This window comes from Pleomorphochaeta naphthae (genome assembly GCF_055396005.1).
Map to the genome: position 1 here is coordinate 2,435,980 of NZ_AP042457.1, position 25,133 is coordinate 2,461,112.

Consider the following 25,133-nt stretch of genomic DNA (forward strand, 5'->3'; position numbering starts at 1 on the left):
TGAAAATAAAGTTTAATTAAAACATTAAAACTTTCCGTGTTTGATTTTACAATCTATCCACTTTTTTGTTTAATATAAAATAAAAAAGTGATATAGTTTTTTTAATATTAACAAGATTAGAAGGATGGTCTTCAATGAAAAAAACAGCCGGAATAATTGGTGGAATGGGTCCTCAAGCTACAATAGACTTATTCCAAAAAATAGTTAGCAACACTGACTCTTCATCAGATAATGAACACATTCACATCATTATTGATAATAATACAGATATTCCAGATCGAACTAAATCAATATTAGCTAATAGTGATTTACCTCTAAAATATTTATCTCAATCTGCTAAAAAATTAGAATCAATAGGTGCAGATTTTTTAGCAATGCCTTGCAATACTGCTCACTTTTTTTATGATAGGTTAAAAAAAGAAGTTAATATCCCAATTATCAACATGATTGAAGAAACAGCGAAATATCTAAAGGAAAAAAATGAAAAAAATCTTTTACTTTTAGCTACTACAGGAACTATAAAAACACAAATTTATCAAAATATATTTAACAAATACAATTTAAATATTATTACTCCAGAAAAGGACTTCCAAGTTGAAATCATGTCTGCGATTTATGATTATGTAAAAGAAGGAAAGCCTTATGATAAAGGTGAGATTTTTACCCAATATTTAAATCAAGCAATTGCAAATAACATAGATAGAATCATTTTAGGATGCACCGAACTTCCAATATTATTTGAAGAAAATAAATTGGATTACAAAATTGTTGATCCAACTTTAGTTTTGGCAAAAACTATAATCAAAACAGCTGGATATAATATTAAAAACTAATTTTGTTTTTTAAAATAAGTATCTTTAGCTCTAATTAATTCAGATTTTATAAATTCTTTTGCTTCAATCGTTTTTGAAGCAAGAGGATTAACATTTACAAACCCATGATATACATTTTCAAATATTTTTAGTTTATTTTCTACATTGAATTTACTTAAATCTTTAAAATATTGAATGGTTTCATCATAAAAAGGATCTAAAGAACCAACATAAGAGCTAGCTGGAGGTAAAGATGAATAATCATTACACCTGCTAGGAGAAGCATATATCGGAATTTCTTTAAGACCTTTTAAATATAGAGACCATGCGAACCTATTTTGAGGTTCATTCCAGATTGGAGCATCATTATCTTTCATAGAACTAGTTTGCATTCTATCATCTAGCATAGGAGAAATGGGAAATTGATAAGCAATTGAAACCTCATTTAAATCTCTAGCAAGCAAACACATACTTACAGCAAGACCACCACCTGCACTTTTACCCATAACAAATATTTGATCACTTCTAAAACCTAATCTATCACTATTATCACGCATCCAAAGAAGGGTGCTATAACAATCATTTACTGCTGCGGGGTATGGAGCATCTAAAGATCTTCTATAATCTGGAGCTACTACAACGCAATCAATCGAATTTAAGATGGTTTTAATCTCACTATGACTGTTTTCAGGATAATTTAAGACAAAACCGCCACCATGAAAATATATAATTCCAGGAGAATTTTTATCATGTTTTTTTCTCCTATATACTCTGACCCTAACTTTAGTATTATCTTTTTTATTATCAATATAATATTGTTTAGAAACAAATTTCTTTAAAGGTTTTCCAATAGAGCGTGAATTTAATTTATTAATTTGTTCATAACGCTTTACAGTCGGATTTAAAATTACTTTCGAAAGTTTAATTCCGACTCGATACTCTTTATCTATCATTTCTTTTTCTATTTTCATAAAAACCCTTAATTTAAATCATTATATAATGAAAATTAATTATAAAATATAGTTAATTAACCAATTTTTTAATACGATTTTTTCTTATAAATAGATAAACCACAGCGGCCAAAAGATAAATAAAAGCAACAGTTAAGGCTATAAAGAAATACAAATAACTACCGGTAGTTGCTGCCATAGCTGGTAAATTAGCACATAAAATTAGAGGAATCATAATCGGAAAAACAATCGCTGCAGAATACATATAATCTGTTGCTACACCTGAATCCATGTTAGGTTCAACTATTCTAAGCAAGGCTAACCCAGTTGGAAGAGTTCCAGTAGCACAACCGAATAAGATTAACATTCTTTTAAACCAATTATCAGTAAAAATCTTTTTACAATACCAAGTCAATAATTTGAAAGCAATGAAAGTCCCTAAAATAACTAATAATAAGATTTCAAAAATATAATCACTTATAGCTGCAATAGAAATAGCACCTAAAGATGAAGCTATAGTTAAATCGATACTAAAACCACTAATTCTATTACACATAGCAGTTTCAATAGAGGGACCAATACCTCTTTTATTTATGAATTTTCTAACCAAAATAGCTATCACAGAGGAGAAAATGAAATTCAAACCCCAAAGACTGTCGCCAAATTCAACACCAAGAGAGCCAGCAAAGGAGAGTAAATATGTTAATACACTCAAACATAATAAACTAAGTAAATAAGTAGATAGAACAATAGCAAAATGATATGAAAGCGAATCGAGATTAAAATATTCAATTAAACCTTGATGTTTTTTTAATTCAAATTCTTCACTTTCTTTTGGATTTTCAACATATCCTTTTGAAATCCCCCAGTTTACTAAAATTACCCCGCCAATAGCGCCTACAAGAAAACCTGAAGCTGCAATAGTTAAAGCTACTGAGGTAGCACCAGTAAACCCTAAAGGTTCCCATGCTAGAGAAATTGAATAAGCTTGACCAGGCCCTAATTCAAATCCTAATGGAAGTAAAAAACCAAAAGCCGGAAATAAATTTGGAGAGATGGTAATAATTAGCAAAAGTGTTAAAAGCAAACCAAAGAAGGTTTGTAAACCATATTGGCTAATAGTCCCAAATACATTTGCAAAAATATTACTACTTTTTTTATTTAGGAAATCTCCATCTTTAGTTCTAAGCATCATGGCAATAAAAGAAATATTTAACATATGATAAACTAAATCACCTAAGAAATCTTGGGTTAATCCAAAACTTGGAGAGATATAGTTGTAGAAAATCAACAAAATAAAGCCTGCAATAATTGGAGCAGGTATCAAAAATTTACTCAAAAATGAAATTTTATACCTTATAAATGCACCTATTATCAAAGCAACCGAAATAACTCCAAGATGAACCATAATTTCATATTCTAACATTATAAGCTCTCCCATTTTTGGAAATATTTTAAAGAATTCAATTCTGACTTTAAACGAAAACTATATAATTGATTTTCATAATAAAATTCAATAGATTGTTTAACACTTAAAACCATGCTCTCTATCTTTTCAATCTCAAAAACATATTTTGTATTATCAGATAAAGTAAAAATAATTTCTTTATTTCTCAATTGACAAAAGAATTTAGTTGATATTTTCTCAAAATGGTTATTTACACCTTTTCTAAAAAAGTCTCCTTTATCCTTTTCATATTCAACATCATTATTTTTAATATAATCTTTCTGATAAGAATTCCATTGAGGCAGAGTTTTAAACCCAAAACTACCTTTTTCAAAATTTAAATATTCTGTTAAAACATCTTCAGTTTTACAATGAGAACATCTAACAACATTATTCTGTCCATAAATAGTCTGAGTTGAATGACACTTAGGACAAATATATAACAATCTTTGAATTCCATGAGCACCTTTTTTACAAGGATAAGGCTTATGAACTCTATTTTGCCACTCTTGCTGACTAAAAGAAAGATTATCTTTAACAATATTTGTTAATTCCTTTACAGATAAAGTCTTAAGATCATCAACACTTAATATTTTTTTAAGCCTAACAACAAGAGTTCCTCGTCTTTTAACATCAGCCCACCTAGGGTGCAAATCATAAGCACCTTCTAAAGCAAGGAAGTATACAGGAACTTTAAATATCCTAAATAACTTTGCTGTTGCCTTATGATTAATATCAATACTATCACCATCCCAAGTCCTAGTACCTTCTGGGAAGAGTCCGACTATAGAATTTTCTTTAAGAGCAGCATCTATTCTTTTGATAGTAGTTAAATCACTTCGACCTTGTTGCTTAGCAATACAAGTAGCCAAATTGTCTAAACAAAACTTTGTAAATTTATTTTTAAACAAATAAGCACCTGCCACCCAACGAACGTGAGGCTTCATTCTTGAATAAATAAACAAAGGATCCAAAGAATGGCAATGATTTGCCACTATCAAAGCTGGCCCTTTCATATTATCTAAAACACCACCATCTTCTAAAATAATTTTTACCCTTGGCTTCAGATAAAAAAATTTATATAGTGGTTTTGCTATATAACTTATAAAAATTGGTTTTTCTTTTGACATCAACTAAAGATTAAAGTATAAACACAATTTTATAAACTATTTTTTTAATTTTTTTGCAAAAATAAAACAAATTTGTAACTAATATTATATAAATACACAATTAAATAGAATATTAATCCTGTTTTTCCAAATTAAGCAATTTTTTTTTCATTTCTAACCCATAGGCATAGCCTATTAAATTACTATTTGAACCAATTACTCGATGGCATGGGATAATTATTGGAATTGGATTCTTATTGTTAGCTGAGCCAACAGCTCTATATGCTTTAGGATGATTAATTGAGATTGCAATATCTTTATAACTCCGTGTTTCTCCATATGGTATTTGAAGTAAAGCCTTATATACTTTCTCTTGAAAAGGTGTAGCATTTATAAGTAGAGGAACATCAAAAGAAGTTCTTTCTTTATTAAAATATTGGAAAATCTGGTTTGCAACAAAATCACTAAACTCACACTTTTCACATTTTCCCTCAAAGCCTATAACTAAGGAAAGCGAAACAAGCTTTTCTAAATTATAACCTACAACGAAATTAGTAAAATCATTTTCATAAAAAGCATATTTAACATTATCCAAGATTAAATCTCCTAAACATCATCTTAAATAAAATAAAAGAGAATAACAATAAAAAAATTAGAGCTTAAAAAATAAACTCTAATTTTTTTTATATAAAGGTCTTTAGTAAATTAAACCATTTCAATAAGTTCGTCTTTATCTAATCTTGATTTTGGAAGAGTTGCATTAAAATCATTGTCTGTATGATAGCCTAAAGCAACTACAACTTTAGATGCATAACCTTTTTCAGTTAAATTAAATTCTTTATCAAGAATATCCATATGTAGCCCTTCCATAGGAACAGCATCAATGCCTAAAGCAGCAACTGAAGTTAAGAAATTACCTAAATTTAAATATAATTGTTTATCATTCCACTCTTGCAAATCGTTATATTTATCTTTATGGAAATCTACAAACATTTTTCTCTTAGTATGATACTCCATCTTAACATCTTCATTGACATATCGATTATCTTTATTTTCTTTTTCAACAACCCTTAATAAATATTGCTCATCAATATCTGTTTTTGAAGCAAAAATTACAACTAAAGAAGCATCTAAAACTTTCTTTTCATTAAAGTTATACATACCTTCGGTTGCTTTTGCAATTCTATTTTTACCTTCTTGAGTTTTTGCAATAATAAAATGCCAAGGTTGAACATTAGTAGAGGAAGGAGCCAATTGTAAAATTGATTTAATCTTTTCTATATCTTCTATATTTATTTCTTTATTTTTATCAAACACTTTTGTTGAATATCTAGTGTTTAATATTTTAATTATATCCATAATATCTCCATAATTTTGAATTTATAGAAACAAAGTAATAATAAAAAAACTTTAAGTCAAATTATTTTATTACTCTTCTAATAACATCTAAGGTATAATCTATCTCTTCTTTTTTAGTAAAAACCCCTGGACTTAGCCTAATTGTACCTCTTGGATAAGTTTTCATAGCTTTATGAGCTAATGGAGAACAGTGAAGGCCAACTCTAAGTTCAATATTTTTATCATTTAACAACATAGAAACTTCAGAAGGATCTCTCCCCTCTACATTAAAAGAAATAGCATTTGTTCTATTATCAATATTTAAATCTCCATAGACAATTACTTTATTTAATGAAGATAAACCCTCTACTAATTGAGCAATTCTACTCTTATAATTTTCAACTAAAGGTTCCCTATTTTCTTTCCAATATTTTAGGGCAGCATTTAATCCAGCAATTCCAACCAGATTTTGAGTTCCTGCCTCAAGGTGATCTGGTAAAAATTCTGGCATATGTAAAAGAGCACTTTTTGAGCCAGTTCCACCTGCAATTAAAGGTTTTAAATTTAATAAAAAGTTAGAATCATTAGAAACGAAGCCTCCAATTCCCATTGGACCTAATAAACCTTTATGAGCTGTAAAAGCTAAAGCTGTTATCCCATCAATATCTACCTCAACAACTGGTGTACTTTGTGCACAATCTAAAAACAACATCAAATTATTGGCTTTACAAAATTCTTTAGCATCATCAATAGGTTGTATTAAACCAAAAACATTTGAAGCATGGGTTAGAATTACTGCTTTAGTATTTTTGTTAATAGCTTTTTTTGCAGAAGAGAAATCAACATACCCCAATTCAGTATTGTCCAAAACACTATAAGAAATATTATGAAGTGTTAAAACTCTAACTACCGAATTATGTTCAAAAGGGCTAATTAGAACATGATCTCCTTCTTTTAAAGAGCCGTAAATTAATTGATTGAGAGAATGGGTAATCCCACTTGTAAAAATAACGTTTTTAAAATCATCATTCTTATAAAGCTCTTGAATCAATGTCCGAGTTTCTAATTGAAGCAAAGATGCATCTAAGGCACTATCATAGACACCCCTTGAAGGGTTACTAGAACAAGTTGTCAAAAAGTCACTTATTGAATCAATTACCTGTTTTGGTTTTGGAAAGCTTGTTGCGCTATTGTCCAAATAAATTTGATGTTTGTTATACATAAATAAATTTTATCACGGTATTTTGAAAAAATCCATTGCTTTTTTAAAAATATAATGGTTATAATATAAGCATATATATATTTAATTATCTAAAGGGAGTTAAAATGAAAAAAGAAAACACTATGATTATGGTCACAGGAGCTATAATTGGTGTAGCAGCCGTGATATTAGTGATGTTTGGAAATCCTGCAAATATGGGATTTTGTATTGCTTGTTTTTTAAGAGATATAACAGGAAGTTTACAATTACACAGTGTTGAAACTCTTCAATATGCTAGGCCAGAGATTTTTGCAATTATAATTGGCTCATTTATAATAGCGAATATAAAGGGTGAGTATAAAACAACTGGTGGTTCTTCTCCAATTTTAAGATTTTTCTTAGGATTCTTCATCATGATTGGTGCCTTAGTATTTTTAGGTTGTCCTTTAAGAATGGTATTAAGACTAGGTGGTGGTGATGGAAAAGCAATCTTTGCACTATTTGGATTCATTGGCGGAATTTATGTAGGATCAAGATTTTTAAACCAAGGATTCTCTTTAGGAAGAACCTACAAAATTGAAAAATATGGTAGCTATACTTTTATATCAGCTTTAGTTTTATTAACAATACTAACAGCTTTTGGCTTAATTGGAAAACCTGAATTAGAAGCACATGCTCCATTTATTATAAGTTTTGTTTTTGCAATCATTGTTGGAATTATGGCTCAAAGAACTCGTTTCTGTATGGTAGGTGCTTACAGAGATATGTTCCTATTTAAAGATTCTAAATTATTCTTAGGTACTTTATCTTTATTTGTAGTTGTACTAATTGGAAACATTATAACAGGAAAATTCTCTTTCTCAATTACAGGTGAAAATGCAATTTGGTATTTCTTATCAATGGCTTTAGTTGGCTTTGCAGCAGCTCTTGCTGGTGGTTGTCCTTTAAGACAATTAATTTTAGCAGGTGAAGGTAACACTGATAGCATGATTACAATCTTAGGTATGGTTTTTGGGGCAGCAATATCACACAACTTTGGTTTCGCATCCTCTCCAACAACTGTTAACACAAATGGTAAAATTGCAGTTATCGTTGGTCTAATTGTTATCAGTGCAATTGCAGTTTTAATTACAAAACAAAGAAAAAATGAATTAAAAAAATTAGGTTTATAGGAGTAAAATATGGAAGATATAAAAGTTATAGACGCTAGAGGCTTAAGTTGTCCAGTTCCAGTAGTTTTAACAAAAAAAGCTATTGAAAAAAATCCATCTAAGCTACAAGTTATTGTTGATAATGTTGCAGCTAAAGAAAATGTTAGTAGATATGCAAACGCTATGGGTTATTCCATAGAAGTTCAAGATAAAGAGAATGAAGAAACTCTATTAACACTTGAGAAAAAATAATGAATGAATATGTATTAACTTTTAATACTCAATTAGATGCAATAATCGCAAAAAAATATTGTGAAAAAGCTCAAATTCAATGCAAGTTAGCACCCGTGCCAAGAAGTCTTTCTTCTTCGTGCGGGACTTGTGCATTCATTAAAACTGAAAATATTGAGTCTTTATCTAATATAGATAAAGAAGAAATATTTATTAACAATCATGGGGAATATAAAAGATTATGAAAGATGTTAAATTAACAACTATGGTAAAAACAAGTGGTTGTGCAGCCAAACTTCCTCCTAAAAAACTAGAAGAAGTTTTAAAAACTTTACCAAGTTACAAATCTCCTCAATTATTAGAAGATTTTAGTGGTAATGAAGATGCTCTTGCTTATGATTTAGGTGATAATAGGATAATGGTTCAAAGTGTTGATTTTTTTCCTCCAATGGTTGATGATCCTTATACTTTTGGACAAATAGCAGCCGCAAATGCTATTTCAGATATTTATGCTATGGGTTGTGAACCTGCTATTGCTTTAAATTTACTTTGCTTCCCATCTTGCCTAGAAGATAAAGTAATGCAACAAATTTTAAAAGGAGGAGTTGATAAAGCTATAGAAGGTAATTGTGTAATTGCTGGTGGTCATACAATTAGTGATCCAACTCCAAAATACGGCTTGTGTGTTACAGGATTTGGAGAAAAAGATAGACTTTGGAAAAACCATGGAGCACATATTGGAGATGTTTTAGTTTTGACTAAGAAAATCGGAGTTGGAGCAATCACAACAGCAACTAAAGCTGGTATGGTTGACAAAGATTTACAAAAACAAGCTATCACTTCTATGACTACGCTTAATAAAAAAGCTAAAGAAGCTGCTCAAAAATATAAAATTTCTTGCGCCACTGATGTAACTGGATTCTCGCTTATTGGCCATTCAATAGAAATGGTAGGTGATGAAAATTATTCTATAAAAATAAACAGTAAAAAAGTTCCAATGTTCGATGGTGTTTTAGATTTAGCTAAGTTTGGTTTATTGCCAGAAGGCATGTATCATAATAGAGATTTTAGCGATAAAAAAGTAACTTATGATGAAAATATTCCAGTTGAAGTAATTGATATACTACATGATCCACAAACTTCAGGAGGTTTATTACTTGCTTTAAATAAAGACGATGCTACTAAATTAGTAGAAGATCTAAAAGATGCTTGGATTATAGGAGAAGTAATAGAAAAAGAAAACACACCTTTAATTGTAATTTAATTACAATTTAAATATATTTAGTGATTAATAAACCAGTTTCATTTTGAAACTGGTTTATTTATTTACTTATTCAGAAAACTCTGATAAACCTTCAACAGCAACTACTCTTACAGGACTAGAATCAATACCTTTAATTGGTAAAGGTAAGAAGATAATCATAAAGATTTCTTGTGTTAATTGTTCAAGATTTTTTAAAACTTCAATAAAAGTAATGTTTTCAGCCATTAAAATATCATGGAAAGGTTTAACATCTTCATTTGCATTTTCAATTGAAACCCCATCACCGAAACCTACACTTTTTACACCTTTTTCTTTAAACCATTGAGCAGATTCAACACCGATAAACAATCTCTTATCAACTTCAGTGTTAGTAAGTTTTGTAAAAGGTGTCAACTTATATGGAGAATCAATAATCACTACATCACCTTTTCTAACTCTATCTTTAGAAGCAGCTTCTAAATCTGCTGCAGTAATATGTTGGTTAGGAGAACAAGTTGTAATATTTAAATATACACAACGACCAATAAAACTAGTTACAGGCAATCCTAGTACATCTGCCCATTCATCATGATGATGATAAGGTGTTTCAACATGTGTGCCTAAGTGTGTTGTTAAATCCATATCTGTGTGAAAATCTGGGATTGGTCCACCAGTATTAAATCTTCTTAGTTTACAACGTCTGCTCTCTGTAGCAGGATCTAAATGCTTTGAAAGATCAATTACATTAATCTTAGTATTATCTAGTAACATTTTATTATCTCCTATAAAAGGTCAATAGTTTTTCACAGAAAACCATAACCTAATTTCTCTATTTTTCTTTATTAGAAGCTATACAGCTTCTGCTTGTCGCTTATTGAAATCACCTATTAATTTATTCATATCAAAAGGCTTTTTCTTCTTTAGAATTGCATAAATTACTCTACTGAGTTTTCGTGCAAAGGCAATTATACTTTTCCCACTACCTTTGTTTTTCTTCATTCTTTTATAATCATTAATTAGCGACAAATATCTTAATGATCTTTGTAGACGAAGCATACCCATTACAGCTTGTACCATCGCAGTTCTTAACTCTACAGGTCCATTCTTCGTTATATGTCCGGTAAATCCTTTCTCATTTGAAAACTTTACAAAAGGAGTGAGTCCACAATATGCTGCGAACTGTTTGTAAGTTGCAAATCTATTTATATCACCAACATATGCTCTAATGGTTGTAGCTGTTATTTTCCCTACACCTGGAATAGTTTTTAGTAATTGAACATCTTCATCTTCTTGTACAAAATCTTCAATTAATGCCTCTAAAGCCTTGACTTGTTCATCCAAAATTTCTAAAGTTTGAATGAAACTATTTAAGGTAGAGACTGTCCTCTTCGTAATCAAAGCGTGGTCTTCGAGACCTTTTAGAAGAAGCAGTCTCTTTTTCTTGCTTTGAAATTGAGTGGCAGTTGTTACTATCCCATACCCTAACATCATATTATGTATTCTATTCTTAGTTCTTACTATCAATGAAACTAAATCGGCTCTTTCACAGATAAGTTTTCTAAGCTCCTCTGTTTCTTGATCACATAGATAGCTTTCAGGTAACATATCTTTTAGTAAAAACTCAGCTATTGTAAAAGCATCTCTTTTATCTGTCTTTTTAGCACTTAATGTTACAACCTTGAATTTTAAAGTGTTAATAACAAGTGTAAAAAAACCTTCTTTCTGCATTAAGTTTCTAAAGTATCTAGCATTAGAAGTAGCTTCTATTGCCATTGATACATGTGCACCATACTTGTCTTCTAGAGTGTGACATTCACTAATAAAAGCCTTATAACCTTCATCGTTAGTTTGATACACTTTCTCAAATAGAATCTCTTTTGTTGATGTTATTGCACAAACTGTAAATTGAGTCTTATGCAAATCAATTCCTACGCTAACAGTTTTGTTTTCCCAGTTAACCATTCTTATCTCCTTGCATTTATTTTTTTATACACAAAATCAAAAATGGCTCTCTGTTCGGTAGTTGTTCCATTCTCCTATTCGGCCTCACATAAGTGGACCAGTGATTGATACGACTAAAACTCCTCATTCTCCTAAACAGTCTCATATTCTTGGACTAGTAAAACATGTCGAGTTAAAGTCTTCGCCATTCCTCAGTTGTGTGCCATATATTTTAACACACTATAGGAATATTGGTGCAACTACCTGCTATTTACCTTTTTATCACTCCTCCTTATTACTATCTTTTTCCATTTTGTATTCCAATTAACAGCAAATTAAAAACCAACACTTTAACATTTTGCTCTATTTTCCCTAGCAAATTAAACTATCAATAAAAAAATATTTATTTTTGTTGACAACCAAATTTTTTAATGTTATATTTCAAAAACGCTGCAACCGGTTGCAAGTGATAATAGCAATTAAATATCATAAAGTAAAGAAATATCGAATAGTTTTTTTAAGTTTTTTATTTTTTTTGAAACCGGTTCTACAATTTACTGAATAAAAATCAAAGGAGATTTAACTTATGACTATTTACGAAATAGCTAAAAAAGCTGGTGTTTCTGCTAGCACAGTATCAAGAGTTATAAACAACAAGAATTCAGTAAATGAAGAAACAAGAATCACAGTTCAAAAAATACTTGAAGAGAATAATTTTCATCTAAATGAAACAGCAAGAAGCTTATCAACAAAACAATCCAAAATGATTGGAATTTTAGTTGCTGACATAAGAAACTCACACTACACAGGGATGGCTTATGAGACAGAAACTAATCTCTTGCAAAATGGTTATTGTTCAATAATTATAAATGCAGGAAACACTCCAAAAAGAATGCAAGAAAGTATAAAAATCTTAAGCCATAGACAAGTAGATGGGGCTGTAATAATTGGGTCAATTTTCCAAAACAAAACTGTTGAAAAAAGTTTAAAGAAATATTTTAATGACCGCCCTATAGTATTTTTAAATGGTAGTCTTCCTAATCATAATGCATATAACTTTGTTGTTGCAGAAGATGAAGGTGTTAAAGATTTAGTATATAAGATAAAGGAATCGGGATATAAAAATATTCTATTCATGAGTTGGATGAACACAGTTAGTAATGAACTAAAAATAAAAGGTTACATCAAAGCAATAGAGGAAATAAATTACAAACCATACTTATTAAATATCGATGCAGAAGATGTTAAAAACCATAACACAACAAATTTTATCAACTATCTAAAAGAAAATAAAGAAATAGATTCTATCATTTGTTCAGATGACTATTTAGCTACCTTAGTAATAAAAACACTCACAAAAGAAAAAATTCAAATACCAGAGGAAATTGGAATTGTTGGAATAAACAACAGTGAATACTGTTTATTTACAACCCCTTCTTTAACCTCATTAGATAATAAATTAAGCGAATTAGGCCAATTAGGCGCTCAGTCATTAATTAACCTTTTAAACAACAAAAAAGTATCAAAAAAAATTCAAATTTTCCCTGAGATAATTGAAAGAGAAAGTTTAAAAAGATAGGAGACAAAATGAAAATAGCAATAATTGGAGCCGGAGCTATGGGCTCAATATATGGTGGAAAATTATCCACTGTAAATGATGTTTCATTAATTGATAATAATGAAAAAGTCGTTGAAGCTATTAATACAAATGGATTAAAGCTTGAAGAACCTGATGGATCACACACATATTATCCAAAAGCTTATACTTCTTCAAAAGAAATAAAAGATGTTGATTTATTAATTATCTTTGTTAAAGCAATTTATTCAAAAGCCGCAATTGAAGGAAATCTCAATTTAATTGGTAAAAACACTCACATCTTAACACTCCAAAATGGAGCTGGTCATCAAGATTTATTAAAACAATATGTTGATGAAGATAAAATTATAATTGGAACAACTGAAGATGCTGGCAAAGTCATAGATTTCGGAGTAATTTCAAGAAGTGGTCTCGGTAAAACTAATATTGGAATGGTAAATGAGAACAACACAGAAGTTCTTCAAAAAGTTAAAGAAGCATTTGATAATAGTGGCTTTATAACAACTATCCATGAAAATATTAACCAACTTATTTGGAACAAATTATTCATCAATACTACGCTAAGTGCAACAACAGCATTATTACAATGCGAAATTGGCTTTATCGGTGAAAACGAATATGCCTTTAAAATGGTAGAACAACTACTTGATGAGGCTATCTTAGTTGCACACAAGTTAAATCTTAAAGCAGATAAAGAAGAACTTATAGAAGAGATTAAACAAGTTACAATTAATTCAAAACATGGCATCACCTCAATTTGTACCGACATAAAAAATGGTAGAAAAACTGAAGTCGAAACCATAAGTGGAGCAATTGTTAAAATAGCAGAAAAATTAAACATAGAAACACCAACACATAGATTTGTTGTAAACCAAATTCACGCATTAGAAAAATAAGGACTATTAAATTGATTTCAACTAACTTATACTCAATCAAACAACAGCCATGGTTAGAAAAACCATTAAAAAAAGCATTAGAATTTTTAGAAAACAATGATTTAACTACTATTGAATCTAAGACATATGAAATCTTAGGTACCGATATCTTTGCACAGGTAATTGATTTCGAAACTGACGATAGAGAAAATATCAAAGCAGAATCACATATCAATTACATTGACCTCCAATATCTAGTTACAGGTACTGAAAAGCTTGGCTTTGTAGCAAACAATGGTAATTATTCTTATGATGAATATATCAAAGAAAGAGATTTATGCTTTTACCATAGAACTTTTGAAAACGAATCATATGCAATAGCAACTCCATCATCAATCAATATGTTTTTCCCTGAAGATATTCATATGCCTGGAATCAAAGTTGATTCAAAAATGAAACTTAGAAAAATTGTTATTAAAATAAGTGTTGAATACTTTGAAAAAAACATCTAATTAAGTTATTTATCGTTAATAAAAAAAGACCCAAATGTGAAATACTTATCTGTCTTGACTAGAGACTTTAAATTTACTTAAAATCTTTTAGCAATCGATTGCAGAAATTAAATAAAGGAGATTTCAAATGAGAATAAAAGCTGAAGAAATGCTAAAAGAATTTACAAGAATTCTAATATCAAAAGGATACGATTTAGAAAGGGCGCAAGAGTGTGCTAAGAATTTTGTGGAAAATAGTCTAGATGGGATATATTCACATGGGGTCAATAGATTTAAAAGAGTTATTCAATACATTGATAAAGGTTATATAAAGGTTGATGCAAAAGAATCTGTTCTTCAAAGTTTTGGAGCAGTTGAAATTTGGAATGGTAATTTAGCAATGGGCAATTTAGTTGCAACACATGCAATGAATAGAACAATTGAACTTGCAAAAACACATGGAATAGGTGCTGTTGCAATTAGAAATACGAACCACTGGATGAGAGGTGGTGCATATGGTTGGCAAGCAGCAAATGCTGGCTGTGCAAGCCTTTGTTGGACTAATACAAAACCTAATATGCCAGCTTGGGGCAGTATTGAAGCTATAATTGGAAATAACCCTTTTGTGTTATCAATTCCAAGAAAAAATGGACAACACGTAGTAGTAGATATGGCTTTATCTCAATTTTCTTATGGAAAGATTGAAGAATATAGACTTAAAAATAAAGAACTACCTGTATATGGAGGATTTAACGACAAAGGACAACTAACAAAAGATCCTAAAGAAATTGAAGAGAGTTTAAGACCCCTTCCTGTAGGATACTGGAAAGGCTCTGCCCTATCAATTGGACTTGATATATTTGCTTCATTTATTTCAGGAGGACTATCAACTCCATTAATAGGAAAAGAATGTGAAGATGAATATGGGCTTAGTCAAATGATGATTGCAATCGATGCCACAAAACTCACTGATTATGAGAGAGCTGATGAATTTATTAACAAGACGCTTGAACTATTAAAGAATGTAAAAAAGGAAGATGAAAATATAGAGATTAGATATCCAGCTGAAAGGGAATACAAAACAAGAAAGGAAAATTTAGAAAAAGGGATTCTAGTCAACTCAGAAATTTGGAAAGCAATAAAGGAATTATAAGAATGACTATTTATGATATTGCAAAAGAAGCTGGGGTATCAGCTAGTACTGTCTCTAGAGTTATTAATAACAAACAGGGGATAAAAAAAGAAACTAAAAATAAAGTTCAGCAGCTTTTAAATAAATATGACTTTCATCTAGATAATAATGCAAAAGGATTAGTAACTAAAGTTACAAAACTAATTGGAATTTTAGTTGCAGATATAAGATTAGAACATCATAACAACATTTCATACATTATTTCTAACAAATTAATAGAATTTGGATATTGCACAATAGTAATTAATAGTGGAAATACAAGTGAAGAAATAGATAAAGCAATCGGTATTTTAAGAGAACGGAAGGTAGATGGAATTATATTAGTTGGATCAATTTTCCAAGTTGAATCAATGAAAAACAATATCAAAACATTTTTTCCAACAACACCTGTGATCATGGCTAATGGTTATTTTGATTTACCAAATGTTTATGGGATTCAATCAAATGAATACCAAGGAATTAGGGATGGAGTAAAACTACTTTATTCTAAAGGATATAAAAAAATCGCTTTTATTGGCAACTTAAATACAGCAAGTAACCAATCAAAAGCAAAAGGATATAGTGACGAATTAAAATGCCTAAATAAACAAAATGATAGTGTAATTTTAGATGTTTATAACTGTAAAAATACATTTGAAGAAATAAGAAATCTTTTTGACAAGCACACTGATATTGACGCAATTATTTTTAGTGATGATTTCATATTATTTAATCATTTAAGGTTTCTACAAAATATGGGGAAAAACATCCCAAATGATTTAGGTCTTATTGGAGTAAACAATGACTTTTTTTGCACGCTAACTACACCTACATTAACAACTATAGATAACAAAATGAAAGATACTGCATTAGCTGTAGTCGACACCCTAATTGGCATCTTAAACGGTGAAAACAAAATTAAACGAATAATGTTATTTACCTCTATCTTAGAAAGAGAGAGTACAAATAAAAAAAAACACTAAAGCAATAAAAACAAATTGATAGGAGAAAAATAATGAAAAAATTTATTTCATTAGGCCTAATATTATTGGCATCAGTTTCATTTGTATTTGCAAATGGGGACTCAGAAACAAAAGGTGACAAACCATTAAATTTGATTGTAGCACACAATCAAACTTCTTTAGAAAATCCATATGCTTATGGAATTAGAGCATTTAAAGAAAAAGTTGAAGAATTATCTAATGGTCAAATTACTGCTACTTTACATCATGGAACTCTTGGTGAAAGTGAATCAGAACTCGTTGAGAAATTGCAATTAGGAGCGGCTTCCATAGTAGTAGCATCACCTGCATTTATGGTTTCAATTGGCATACCTGAAGTTGATATGTTTTCTCTAAACTACCTTTTTGATAGTTTTGATAACTGGGAAGAAAACGTTGATGGTGAATTTGGCTCAGCTATGACTTCTTTAATCAATGAGAAAACTAGTAATGGTTTCAAAATTTTAGACTATTGGTCAACATCAATTAGAGATTACTATGGTAAAAAACCAATCACAAAACCAGAAGATTTAAAAGGTATTTCAATTAGAACTCAATCTTCACAAGTACAACAAGAATTCTGGCAAGCTTGTGGTGCTATCCCAACTTCTGTAGCTTGGGGTGAATTATATCAAGCACTACAACAGGGTGTTGTTGATGCTGCTGAAAATGATTACACAAGTTTAATGTTAAAAGAACATCATAAAACAGAAAATGGACATTATATCTGTGAAACAGATCATGACTATACAACAAGATTATTTTTAATCGATGGTAATTTCTATGATAGCTTAACAGAAGAACAACAAGGTTGGATTGATGAAGCTAGTGCTTATGCAACTGAAGTAGAAAGAGCTAAAGTATTCGAAATGTACAAAACTTCAAAAGAAAAAGTTATTGCAGATGGAGCTGAAGTAATCGAACATAAAGATATCGATGTAGAGGCATTTAAAGCTATCGCTTATAAAATTCAAGATGAATTTGCACAAGAATATAATATGCAAAAATATCTTGAAATGATTAGAAACACTAAATAAGGCCGTAGTGTTAATTAAATTATCCTTAGCTCAAAACTGAGCTAAGGTATTTATATAAAAGGGATCATATGGACAATTTTGTAAAAAAAGTAAACAATTTTCACATTCTAATTAGTGCAGTATTTCTAGCAATTTTCTTAATAGCAGTTATTATTCAAGTGGTTACTAGAATTTTAGGGATAGCTATGTTATGGACACAAGATATAGCTATGTATTCTTTCATTTGGTCAGTTTTCATGGGTGGAACTGCTATGGTATATCCAGAGAAACACTTTGCATTCACCTCTCTAATTGACAAAACTAAAAATGAAAAAACAAAAACAATAATACACCTAGTTATCGTTTTTTTCATGCTATTTTTCATGGCAATAATGTTTTACTACGGAATAATAATCACAAAACGATTTTGGAACTATACATGGGTAAATATTCCTCAATTAAAAAGAGGTTGGACTTGGATTTGTTTACCTATTAGTGCATTTTTTGGATGTTTTTACCTTATAGAAAAAGCAATTAAAGATATACACACACTAGTGTTTGGGGGAAATAAATAATGGCTGCTTTATTAGTTATACTTTTTATCATATTAATCATTATCGGAGTTCCAATTTCTTTTGCACTTGGAATAGTATCCTTTACTGGAATTGTTTCATTACCAGAAATTCCTAATTTGATAGTTTTTACAAAAATGTTCAATGGTTTAAACAGTTTTACTCTTTTAGCTGTTCCACTTTTTATCTTAGCTGCTAATCTTATGAATGCAGGAGATATTACAAAAAGATTAATTAAATTCTGTAACTCTCTTGTTGGACATCATCAAGGTGGACTTGCATATTCTAACGTATTAGTATCTATGATTTTTGCAGGTATCTCTGGTTCATCACAAGCTGATACAGCAGGTGTTGGTAAAATTTTTATTCCTTCAATGGAAGCAGATGGATATGATAAAGGAACAGCAGTTGGTGTTACTGCAGCATCTTCAACTCTTGGTTCAATTATCCCACCAAGTATTACAATGGTAGTTTATGCAGGTATTGCGAATGTAAGTACTGGTGCATTATTTATGTCAGGTTTAATTCCTGGAATTCTCCTAGGTTTAGCAATGATGGTTATAATCTTTGCAAAAAGAAAACAATTTCCTAAAGAAGAAAAAGTTCCAACTAAAGAAGTAATTAGATTAACATTCCAATCTCTTCCTGCATTATTTACTCCAATTATTTTAATTGGTGGTATTGTTTCAGGTATATTTACACCAACTGAATCTTCAGCATTTGCTTGTTTATATGCATTAATAATAGGAATTTTTTATTACAAAACAATAAAAATTAAAAATCTTCCTAACATATTAATTGAAACAATGAAACTTGGATCTCTTTCATTGTTTGCTTTAGCAACAGCTTGTGCATTAGGAGAATTATTAAGTTACTACCAATTAAATGTATTAGTAATGAATTTCTTTACAAGCCTACACGGAGGATCTTTAGTATTCTTATTAATTGTTGTTGTATTCTTTATGTTCATTGGTACATTTATGGATGCTGTTCCTGCTATGATATTATTCGTTCCAATCATATTACCATCAGCAATTCAATTAGGAATTAGCCCAATTATTCTTGGTTTAATTGTAGTTGTAACTTTAGCTTTAGGTTTAGTAACTCCGCCATATGGACTATGTTTATTATTAGCTTCCTCCATTAGTGGAACAACAATTGAAGATGCATTTAAAGGCACTTTACCATATTTCTTGTCTTCTTTGTTTATTTTATTACTACTAATCTTATTTCCAAATTTTTGGTTAAGCATTCCTTCAGCAGTATTTCCTGCACTTTTTATATAAATTAATCATAAATAACACTTTTTTTTAAAAAAAATACCTTTAAAGTCGGTTACATATCTAAACCTACTTTAGAGGTATTTTTCATAATTATAGAAAATTTTGACTTGAGGGTAATTTTAGCTTACAATTAATTATCATTGAACTTAGGAGGCTATATGAAAAAAATATATTTAGCTGGTGGATGTTTTTGGGGTACTCAACATTTTTTTTCACTTTTAAATGGTGTAACAAGCACAAAAGCGGGATATGCAAATGGTACAATAGAAAACCCATCCTATGAACAAGTTTGTTCAAAAAAGTTTAAATTCGCAGAAACTGTAGAAGTAGAATATGATGAAACAAAAGTCTCTTTAAACAAAATATTGAAGAAATTTTTTATAACAATTGATCCCACATCTCTGAATAAACAAGGAGGAGATGTTGGAATTCAATATAGAACAGGCATCTATTATATAGATGAAGATTCTTTTAAAATAGCAAAAGAAGCTCTTTTTAATTTACAAAAAAAATATGATAAAAAAATACAAATTGAACTAAAAAAGTTAGAAAATTTCTATCTTGCTGAAGATTATCACCAAGATTATCTTGAAAAAAATCCAACAGGCTACTGCCATATTCCAACAGATCTTTTTACAAAGGTAAACAATTGATATATTTTATACAGTTATTTTAAACATAGAGAAAAAAAATATTAATCACTTTTTTTTTATTTAAAATATTTCAATAATTAATGTATTTTTTCTCTTTTTAATACACTAATTCTTTTCTTTAATGAAAAAATTCATGTATAATTAATTTGTATTGTAATTTAATTATTGTATTCGAAATTACAAGGCTATGCTAAATAAAATAAAAATTTGAGAGTAAGATGAAAAAAATTGTACCCCATATTATCACATTAGCCTTGTTATTATTCTTTATAAATACGCCTTTACTCTCAAATGAGACAACTAATAAAACAAATTATAAAATCGATAACATAAAAGTAACTGTAGCTTGTGTTAAAAATACTGGATATATTAAAAAAAGTTCACATACAACATATAGTGGATATTTAGTAGATTATCTAAATAAGCTAGGCGAATATTATAATATCCATTTTCAATATATTCTCACAGACACTCAAGAAGAAAGTTTAGCTTTAGTTAAACAAGGGATTGCAGACATATCTTGTCTTCAATACAAAACTACAGAAATAGAAAAAGATTTCAGTTTCACTAACCTACAATTGAGTGCTTTACAAACTAACCTTTACACCCTCTCATCAAACGATAATTTATATTTCGATGATTTTTCCAACTTCAATAACATAACAGTTGGTGTTAGAAAAGATTTAAACACAATTGAAGAATTAAAAAATTATACTAAAAAAGGAAATTTTTCTTTTAACTATAAATATTATAAAACTGAAAAGGACCTAAGAGATGCTTTAACTAACAAAGAAGTTGATGCGATAGCAACAGATTATGCGATTACAAATGAGATATCAGTTAAAATAATTGGTAACATAGCATTTAAGCCATCTTTCCTTATAACACAAAAAAACTCACCTCTAATTGAGGAACTTAATAATTCGATTGATTGGCTTCATGTCAATACAACTAATTTTGCCTCTTCCCTTCAAGCAAAATATTTTCAAGACATTTCAGCATATACGGAATTTACTAGAGAAGAAATTAACTATATTCAAAACCAAGGCAAACTTAAAGTTGGACTTCTCCCTGATTCATTTATCCAAAGCCATCTGAACAAAGAAACAGGTGAGTTTGAAGGAATTATAATTGATTATATGAAAGAGTTAGAGAAACTTTCTAACCTAGATTTTGAATTTGTTCAAATCCCTCTTGGATTAACAGTTCAAGATGCTTTAAATCAGGGGCTCTGTGATATAAGTCCATACATTGGAAGAAATCAAGCTACTTTAAATGATGATAATATAGCAGCTTCAATTAATTATATAAATATGAGAGAATTAATTGCTATAAGAAAAGAGGATCCTTTTCGAATCGATGAAATAAAATCTATTTCATGCCCAGCTAACTATCAAGCTCTACTAAATTATATAGCAAATGAATATCCAACTTGGAAAATTGTTAAAACTAATGCAAACAATATATTAGATCCGCTACTAGCTGGTGTTGTTGATGTGGCCATTGGTAATGAATACGAAATAAGATATTTGATGCAAAAACCTAAATATTCAAGTTTAATTTTAACAGAAAATTATCTTGTAGATATTCTATTTTCTATAGGAATTCAAAGTTCTAATAATCCCTTATTATTATCAATAATAAATAAATCAATTGGCAATATTAATAATAAAACCTTAGAATATTTTAAATTAAAAGGATTTTTAACAAATTATAAATATTCTTTTTTTGATTCTTATCTAACAAATAGTTTATTTTTTTAATCTATTAATCTTTTTATTAGTTTCTATAATAGTAGGACTATTATTATTTACCCATTACCAAAGAAAAATAAATGAAAAAATTAAGAAAAAAGAAATGGCTTTAAACTTAAGCAATAAAAAATATGAGATTGCGAATCAAGCAAAAACCGATTTTTTAGCTGCAATGTCACATGATCTTAGAACACCAATGAATGCAATCATTGGTCTAACAGAAATATCTAAAAATTACCTAAATGATAAAAAAGAACTTGAAAAATATATAGATAAAATTGATATATCTGCAAAATATCTTCTAGGTTTAATTAATGATATTTTAGACATATCAGCAATTGAAAATAGAAAATTAACTATTTCAAAAGATTCTTTTAGCTTAAAAGAATTAGTTCATGAAATCATAGATATGTATACTGTTAACAGTGGACAAACTAATATATTATTTTCTTCAAATATTGAAACAATATCCTTTGAAAATTTAATTGGAGATTATTATAGACTTAAACAAATAATTACGAATTTGCTTAGCAATGCTTTTAAGTTTACTAATAGTGGTGGAAAAGTAGAATTAAATTTAAAAGAAGAAGTTATAGATGAAAAGAAAATTCTTCTCTCAATAGAAGTAAGTGATACAGGAATCGGTATTGCAAAAGATATAAGAGATAAAATATATAATCAATTTGTTCAAGCAGATTCTGGAACACTTAGAAAATTTGGAGGTAGTGGATTAGGCCTTTCAATTGTTAAAAATCTAGTGGAATTAATGAGTGGAAATATTGAATTAGAAAGTGAAGTCGGTGTTGGATCAACTTTCAAAATCAATATTCCTTTAGATATAGATATGAATAAAACCCAACTTAAAACATTAGATTATAAAACTTATTCCAAATATAAAGTAATTTTTATTGATCATGATATAAATACCTGCGCTAACACTTCTAAAATGCTTTCAAAACTATCAATTGTGAATAAATCTTTTACAAATTTAAATATGGCTAAAAACTCAATAATTCAATCAATTAATGAAAAAAATCCATATAATATTATAATAATTAGCTCACAATATTTAAAAAAAGGATCTATTTCTTTAGCTAGTGAAATTTCTACCTTATTCAAAGATTTACCACATTATGTAATCTTATCAGATTATGATATCACTTATTTAAAAAGTTATTTAGATAAAAATGAAATTGACTATTACTTAAAGAAACCAATATTCTTATCATCTTTACTTTATATTCTTGAAGAAATTAATAAACCTAAAATTAAGAAAAAAAGATATCTTAAAAATGATGAACAAAATCTGAATTTAAATGTATTACTTTGTGAAGATAATGAAATTAACCAACTAGTTGGAAAAAAGATATTAGAAACTTATGGTTGTAGTACTACAATTGCTGAAAACGGCAAAATTGGAGTTGAAACATATTTATCAAAAGCCGATAATTTCTTTGATGTAATATTAATGGATATAAGAATGCCTGTGATGGATGGATATGATGCTACTAAAGCTATTAGAAATTCTAATAAATCCTCTAGTAAAACTATTCCTATTTTTGCCATGACTGCAAATGTGATGAAGCAAGATATTGAAAAAAGTTATAATATTGGAATGAATGGTCACATAGCTAAACCAATTGAAAAAAAATTATTACATCAAATTTTACAAAACATTCACAATGAAAAATATTATAAATAAAAATGGGCTGCTCTTCTGGCAACCCACATTTTTTATCTATTCATCATCGTCAGTATCTTTTACTTGATAAATCAAATCTATAACCGATCCATCTCGATATGTAACAATTCCAACAACTTTATCTGTATATTCAATAGATTTTCCTTGTCCTACTAAGCTTCTTGCTTTATCTCTAAGGTTTTCAATTGTAGTTAAATTGATATTAGTATGTTCTAATTTTTCAATTAAATCCGGTCTGTTAGGATTAACGGCAACACCCTGATCTGTAACTACAATATCTATGGTTTTACCAGGAGTTACTATAGTATTAACTTTATCAACTACACTTGCAATTCTTCCTCTTGTTAAAGGACAAACAATGATGGAAACCGAAGCTCCAGCAGCTGTATCTTGATGCCCTCCAATTGCACCACGAATAGTTCCATCAGATCCAGTTAACACATTTACATTAAAATTTACGTCAACTTCTAATGCGGATAAAATAACAACATCAAGTTGATTCACTGCAGTGCCAGGATTATTAGGACTTGCATAATAATAAGCTGATATTTGTTGATGAAATCTATTATTTTTTAAACTTTTTGCAGCTTCTAAATCAAAAGATTGAACATCTAAGATCTTTTTTATCAAACCTTCTTCGTGCAATTTAACTATTACACCAGTAATACCACCTAAAACAAAATCTGCTCTGATATCCTTTTTAATCATTTTTTCTCTTAAAAATCTAGCTGTAGCTAAAGATGCTCCACCACTACCCATTTGAAAAGAAAAACCATCCTTGAATACACCACTAGCTTCAATTACTTCTGCTGTAGTTTCTGCTATTAAGAGTTCTTTTGGATTTTTTGTAAAGCGTGTAGCTCCGCTCATTATCCCATTCGGATCTCCAATGGCATCAACTTTAACAACGTAATCAACATCACTTTGGAAAATACCAGCGGGAACATTTGGGAATGGGACTAAATTATCAGTTAAAACAATAACACAATTAGCATATTGTGCATCAGTTTTAGCATATCCCAAAGAGCCACAGATAATGCCATTATCATGATCTCTTGAATAACCATTTGCATTACCAAAAGAATCACAAGAAGGAGCACCTAAAAAGGCCACATCAATTTTTATATCACCATTTTTAATAGCATAAGCTCTGCCTCCGTGGGATCTAAATACTACAGGTATATCAAGCAATCCTTTCGAAACAGCCTCGGCCAACTCTCCTCTTATACCACTAGTTTCAATTCTAGTAATTACTCCATTTTTAACATGCTCAATTAAAGGAGCGTGTACACTAAGAAGTGAAGAAGCAGCTAAAGTTAAATTTTTGATACCTTTTTTGGCAATAACATCCATGACATTATTTAGAACAAAATCACCATCTCTAAAATGGTGATGAAATGAAATTGTCATACCATCTTTTAATTGTGATTTATCTATAGCTTCTTCAATACTATATAATACTTTTGATTCAAATTCTTCTCTTTCTTTACAAGATTTAGTGTCTTTATATACATGGTCATTTGTAAATAAAGGATGTGAGTCATCTAATTTACCAAATTTAGGTAATTTTTTCATATTTCCATCTATCATTATAC

At 29.3% G+C, this 25,133-nt stretch carries 25 protein-coding genes; 16 read left to right on the plus strand and 9 right to left on the minus strand.

All coding sequences use genetic code 11. The features are described 5' to 3' along the window. Nucleotides 1–134 precede the first annotated feature (134 nt). Nucleotides 135–833 (plus strand): cysteate racemase, encoded by a 699-nt coding sequence (cuyB, locus tag ACZ5SO_RS11135; RefSeq protein ID WP_464624658.1) that lies wholly within the window; start codon nt 135–137, stop codon nt 831–833. On the opposite strand, the gene ACZ5SO_RS11140 is transcribed toward cuyB, so the two are convergent. From ACZ5SO_RS11140 to ACZ5SO_RS11165, 6 genes are all read right to left on the minus strand, one after another. After that, entirely contained in the window at nt 830–1,783 is a 954-nt protein-coding gene (locus ACZ5SO_RS11140; RefSeq protein WP_464624659.1) for an alpha/beta hydrolase, read from the minus strand. The two genes, cuyB and ACZ5SO_RS11140, sit on opposite strands and share 4 nt — an antisense overlap. A 52-nt stretch (nt 1,784–1,835) precedes the next feature. Continuing rightward, entirely contained in the window at nt 1,836–3,188 is a 1,353-nt protein-coding gene (locus tag ACZ5SO_RS11145) for a sodium/glutamate symporter (protein ID WP_464624661.1), read from the minus strand. Further along, nucleotides 3,188–4,339: a lysophospholipid acyltransferase family protein gene (locus tag ACZ5SO_RS11150; protein WP_464624662.1), complete on the minus strand. Its 1,152-nt coding sequence runs from the start codon at nt 4,337–4,339 to the stop codon at nt 3,188–3,190. The genes ACZ5SO_RS11145 and ACZ5SO_RS11150 overlap by 1 nt, the downstream gene beginning before the upstream one ends. Nucleotides 4,340–4,451: 112 nt before the next feature. Beyond that, the gene (locus tag ACZ5SO_RS11155; RefSeq protein WP_464624663.1) at nt 4,452–4,913 is read right to left on the minus strand and encodes a methylated-DNA--[protein]-cysteine S-methyltransferase; all 462 of its coding nucleotides are present in this window, start codon (nt 4,911–4,913) and stop codon (nt 4,452–4,454) included. Nucleotides 4,914–5,023: 110 nt separating this feature from the next. Then, a complete protein-coding gene (nfsB, locus tag ACZ5SO_RS11160; protein WP_464624665.1) occupies nt 5,024–5,677 on the minus strand; it encodes an oxygen-insensitive NAD(P)H nitroreductase in 654 nt (217 codons plus the stop codon). A 61-nt stretch (nt 5,678–5,738) separates the two neighbouring features. Continuing rightward, on the minus strand, nt 5,739–6,878 hold the full coding sequence (locus tag ACZ5SO_RS11165; protein WP_464624667.1) for an aminotransferase class V-fold PLP-dependent enzyme: 1,140 nt from the start codon (nt 6,876–6,878) through the stop codon (nt 5,739–5,741). Nucleotides 6,879–6,982: 104 nt separating this feature from the next. Here ACZ5SO_RS11165 and yedE point away from each other — a divergent pair, with 104 nt between their 5' ends. The 4 genes from yedE to selD are packed head-to-tail and all read left to right on the plus strand — an operon-like array spanning nt 6,983 to nt 9,503. Then, complete coding sequence (yedE, locus tag ACZ5SO_RS11170) at nt 6,983–8,029, plus strand: YedE family putative selenium transporter (RefSeq protein WP_464624669.1); 1,047 nt, start codon at nt 6,983–6,985, stop codon at nt 8,027–8,029. Nucleotides 8,030–8,038: 9 nt separating this feature from the next. Further along, complete coding sequence (locus ACZ5SO_RS11175) at nt 8,039–8,260, plus strand: sulfurtransferase TusA family protein (protein WP_464624671.1); 222 nt, start codon at nt 8,039–8,041, stop codon at nt 8,258–8,260. Further along, nucleotides 8,260–8,484, plus strand: a complete 225-nt coding sequence (locus ACZ5SO_RS11180) for a putative Se/S carrier protein (RefSeq protein ID WP_464624672.1) — start codon at nt 8,260–8,262, stop codon at nt 8,482–8,484. Before ACZ5SO_RS11175 ends, ACZ5SO_RS11180 begins: the two co-directional genes overlap by 1 nt. Further along, nucleotides 8,481–9,503: a selenide, water dikinase SelD gene (selD, locus tag ACZ5SO_RS11185; RefSeq protein ID WP_464624673.1), complete on the plus strand. Its 1,023-nt coding sequence runs from the start codon at nt 8,481–8,483 to the stop codon at nt 9,501–9,503. Before ACZ5SO_RS11180 ends, selD begins: the two co-directional genes overlap by 4 nt. A 66-nt stretch (nt 9,504–9,569) precedes the next feature. Here selD and ACZ5SO_RS11190 read toward each other — a convergent pair whose 3' ends face one another. Beyond that, nucleotides 9,570–10,253 carry a cyclase family protein gene (locus ACZ5SO_RS11190; protein WP_464624674.1) on the minus strand — a complete coding sequence of 228 codons (684 nt, stop codon included), beginning with the start codon at nt 10,251–10,253 and terminating at the stop codon, nt 9,570–9,572. Nucleotides 10,254–10,331: 78 nt separating this feature from the next. Then, nucleotides 10,332–11,444 (minus strand): IS110 family RNA-guided transposase, encoded by a 1,113-nt coding sequence (locus ACZ5SO_RS11195; RefSeq protein WP_464624632.1) that lies wholly within the window; start codon nt 11,442–11,444, stop codon nt 10,332–10,334. A gap of 565 nt (nt 11,445–12,009) precedes the next feature. On the opposite strand from ACZ5SO_RS11195, the gene ACZ5SO_RS11200 reads away from it, so the two are divergent. From ACZ5SO_RS11200 to ACZ5SO_RS11250, 11 genes are all read left to right on the plus strand, one after another. Further along, complete coding sequence (locus tag ACZ5SO_RS11200; protein WP_464624676.1) at nt 12,010–13,002, plus strand: LacI family DNA-binding transcriptional regulator; 993 nt, start codon at nt 12,010–12,012, stop codon at nt 13,000–13,002. 8 nt (nt 13,003–13,010) lie between these two features. Next, nucleotides 13,011–13,916 carry a ketopantoate reductase family protein gene (locus tag ACZ5SO_RS11205; RefSeq protein WP_464624677.1) on the plus strand — a complete coding sequence of 302 codons (906 nt, stop codon included), beginning with the start codon at nt 13,011–13,013 and terminating at the stop codon, nt 13,914–13,916. Nucleotides 13,917–13,927: 11 nt separating this feature from the next. Next, the gene (locus tag ACZ5SO_RS11210; protein ID WP_464624679.1) at nt 13,928–14,407 is read left to right on the plus strand and encodes a NanQ anomerase/TabA/YiaL family protein; all 480 of its coding nucleotides are present in this window, start codon (nt 13,928–13,930) and stop codon (nt 14,405–14,407) included. A gap of 127 nt (nt 14,408–14,534) precedes the next feature. Further along, entirely contained in the window at nt 14,535–15,539 is a 1,005-nt protein-coding gene (gene yiaK, locus ACZ5SO_RS11215) for a 3-dehydro-L-gulonate 2-dehydrogenase (protein ID WP_464624681.1), read from the plus strand. Between the two features lie 2 nt (nt 15,540–15,541). After that, entirely contained in the window at nt 15,542–16,540 is a 999-nt protein-coding gene (locus ACZ5SO_RS11220; protein WP_464624682.1) for a LacI family DNA-binding transcriptional regulator, read from the plus strand. A gap of 32 nt (nt 16,541–16,572) precedes the next feature. Next, nucleotides 16,573–17,595, plus strand: coding sequence for a TRAP transporter substrate-binding protein (locus tag ACZ5SO_RS11225; RefSeq protein WP_464624683.1), 1,023 nt, complete (start codon nt 16,573–16,575; stop codon nt 17,593–17,595). Between the two features lie 68 nt (nt 17,596–17,663). Continuing rightward, on the plus strand, nt 17,664–18,149 hold the full coding sequence (locus ACZ5SO_RS11230; protein WP_464624684.1) for a TRAP transporter small permease: 486 nt from the start codon (nt 17,664–17,666) through the stop codon (nt 18,147–18,149). Beyond that, nucleotides 18,149–19,432 (plus strand): TRAP transporter large permease, encoded by a 1,284-nt coding sequence (locus ACZ5SO_RS11235; RefSeq protein WP_464624686.1) that lies wholly within the window; start codon nt 18,149–18,151, stop codon nt 19,430–19,432. Before ACZ5SO_RS11230 ends, ACZ5SO_RS11235 begins: the two co-directional genes overlap by 1 nt. Before the next feature lie 155 nt (nt 19,433–19,587). Continuing rightward, complete coding sequence (gene msrA, locus ACZ5SO_RS11240; RefSeq protein ID WP_464624687.1) at nt 19,588–20,082, plus strand: peptide-methionine (S)-S-oxide reductase MsrA; 495 nt, start codon at nt 19,588–19,590, stop codon at nt 20,080–20,082. 218 nt (nt 20,083–20,300) lie between these two features. Then, nucleotides 20,301–21,845 (plus strand): type 2 periplasmic-binding domain-containing protein, encoded by a 1,545-nt coding sequence (locus tag ACZ5SO_RS11245; RefSeq protein ID WP_464624689.1) that lies wholly within the window; start codon nt 20,301–20,303, stop codon nt 21,843–21,845. Between the two features lie 94 nt (nt 21,846–21,939). Then, nucleotides 21,940–23,538, plus strand: coding sequence for an ATP-binding protein (locus tag ACZ5SO_RS11250; protein WP_464624691.1), 1,599 nt, complete (start codon nt 21,940–21,942; stop codon nt 23,536–23,538). A 36-nt stretch (nt 23,539–23,574) separates the two neighbouring features. Here the strand turns inward: ACZ5SO_RS11250 and citF are convergent, their stop codons facing one another. Further along, nucleotides 23,575–25,128: a citrate lyase subunit alpha gene (gene citF, locus ACZ5SO_RS11255; RefSeq protein WP_464624693.1), complete on the minus strand. Its 1,554-nt coding sequence runs from the start codon at nt 25,126–25,128 to the stop codon at nt 23,575–23,577. Between the last annotated feature and the right edge of the window lie 5 nt (nt 25,129–25,133).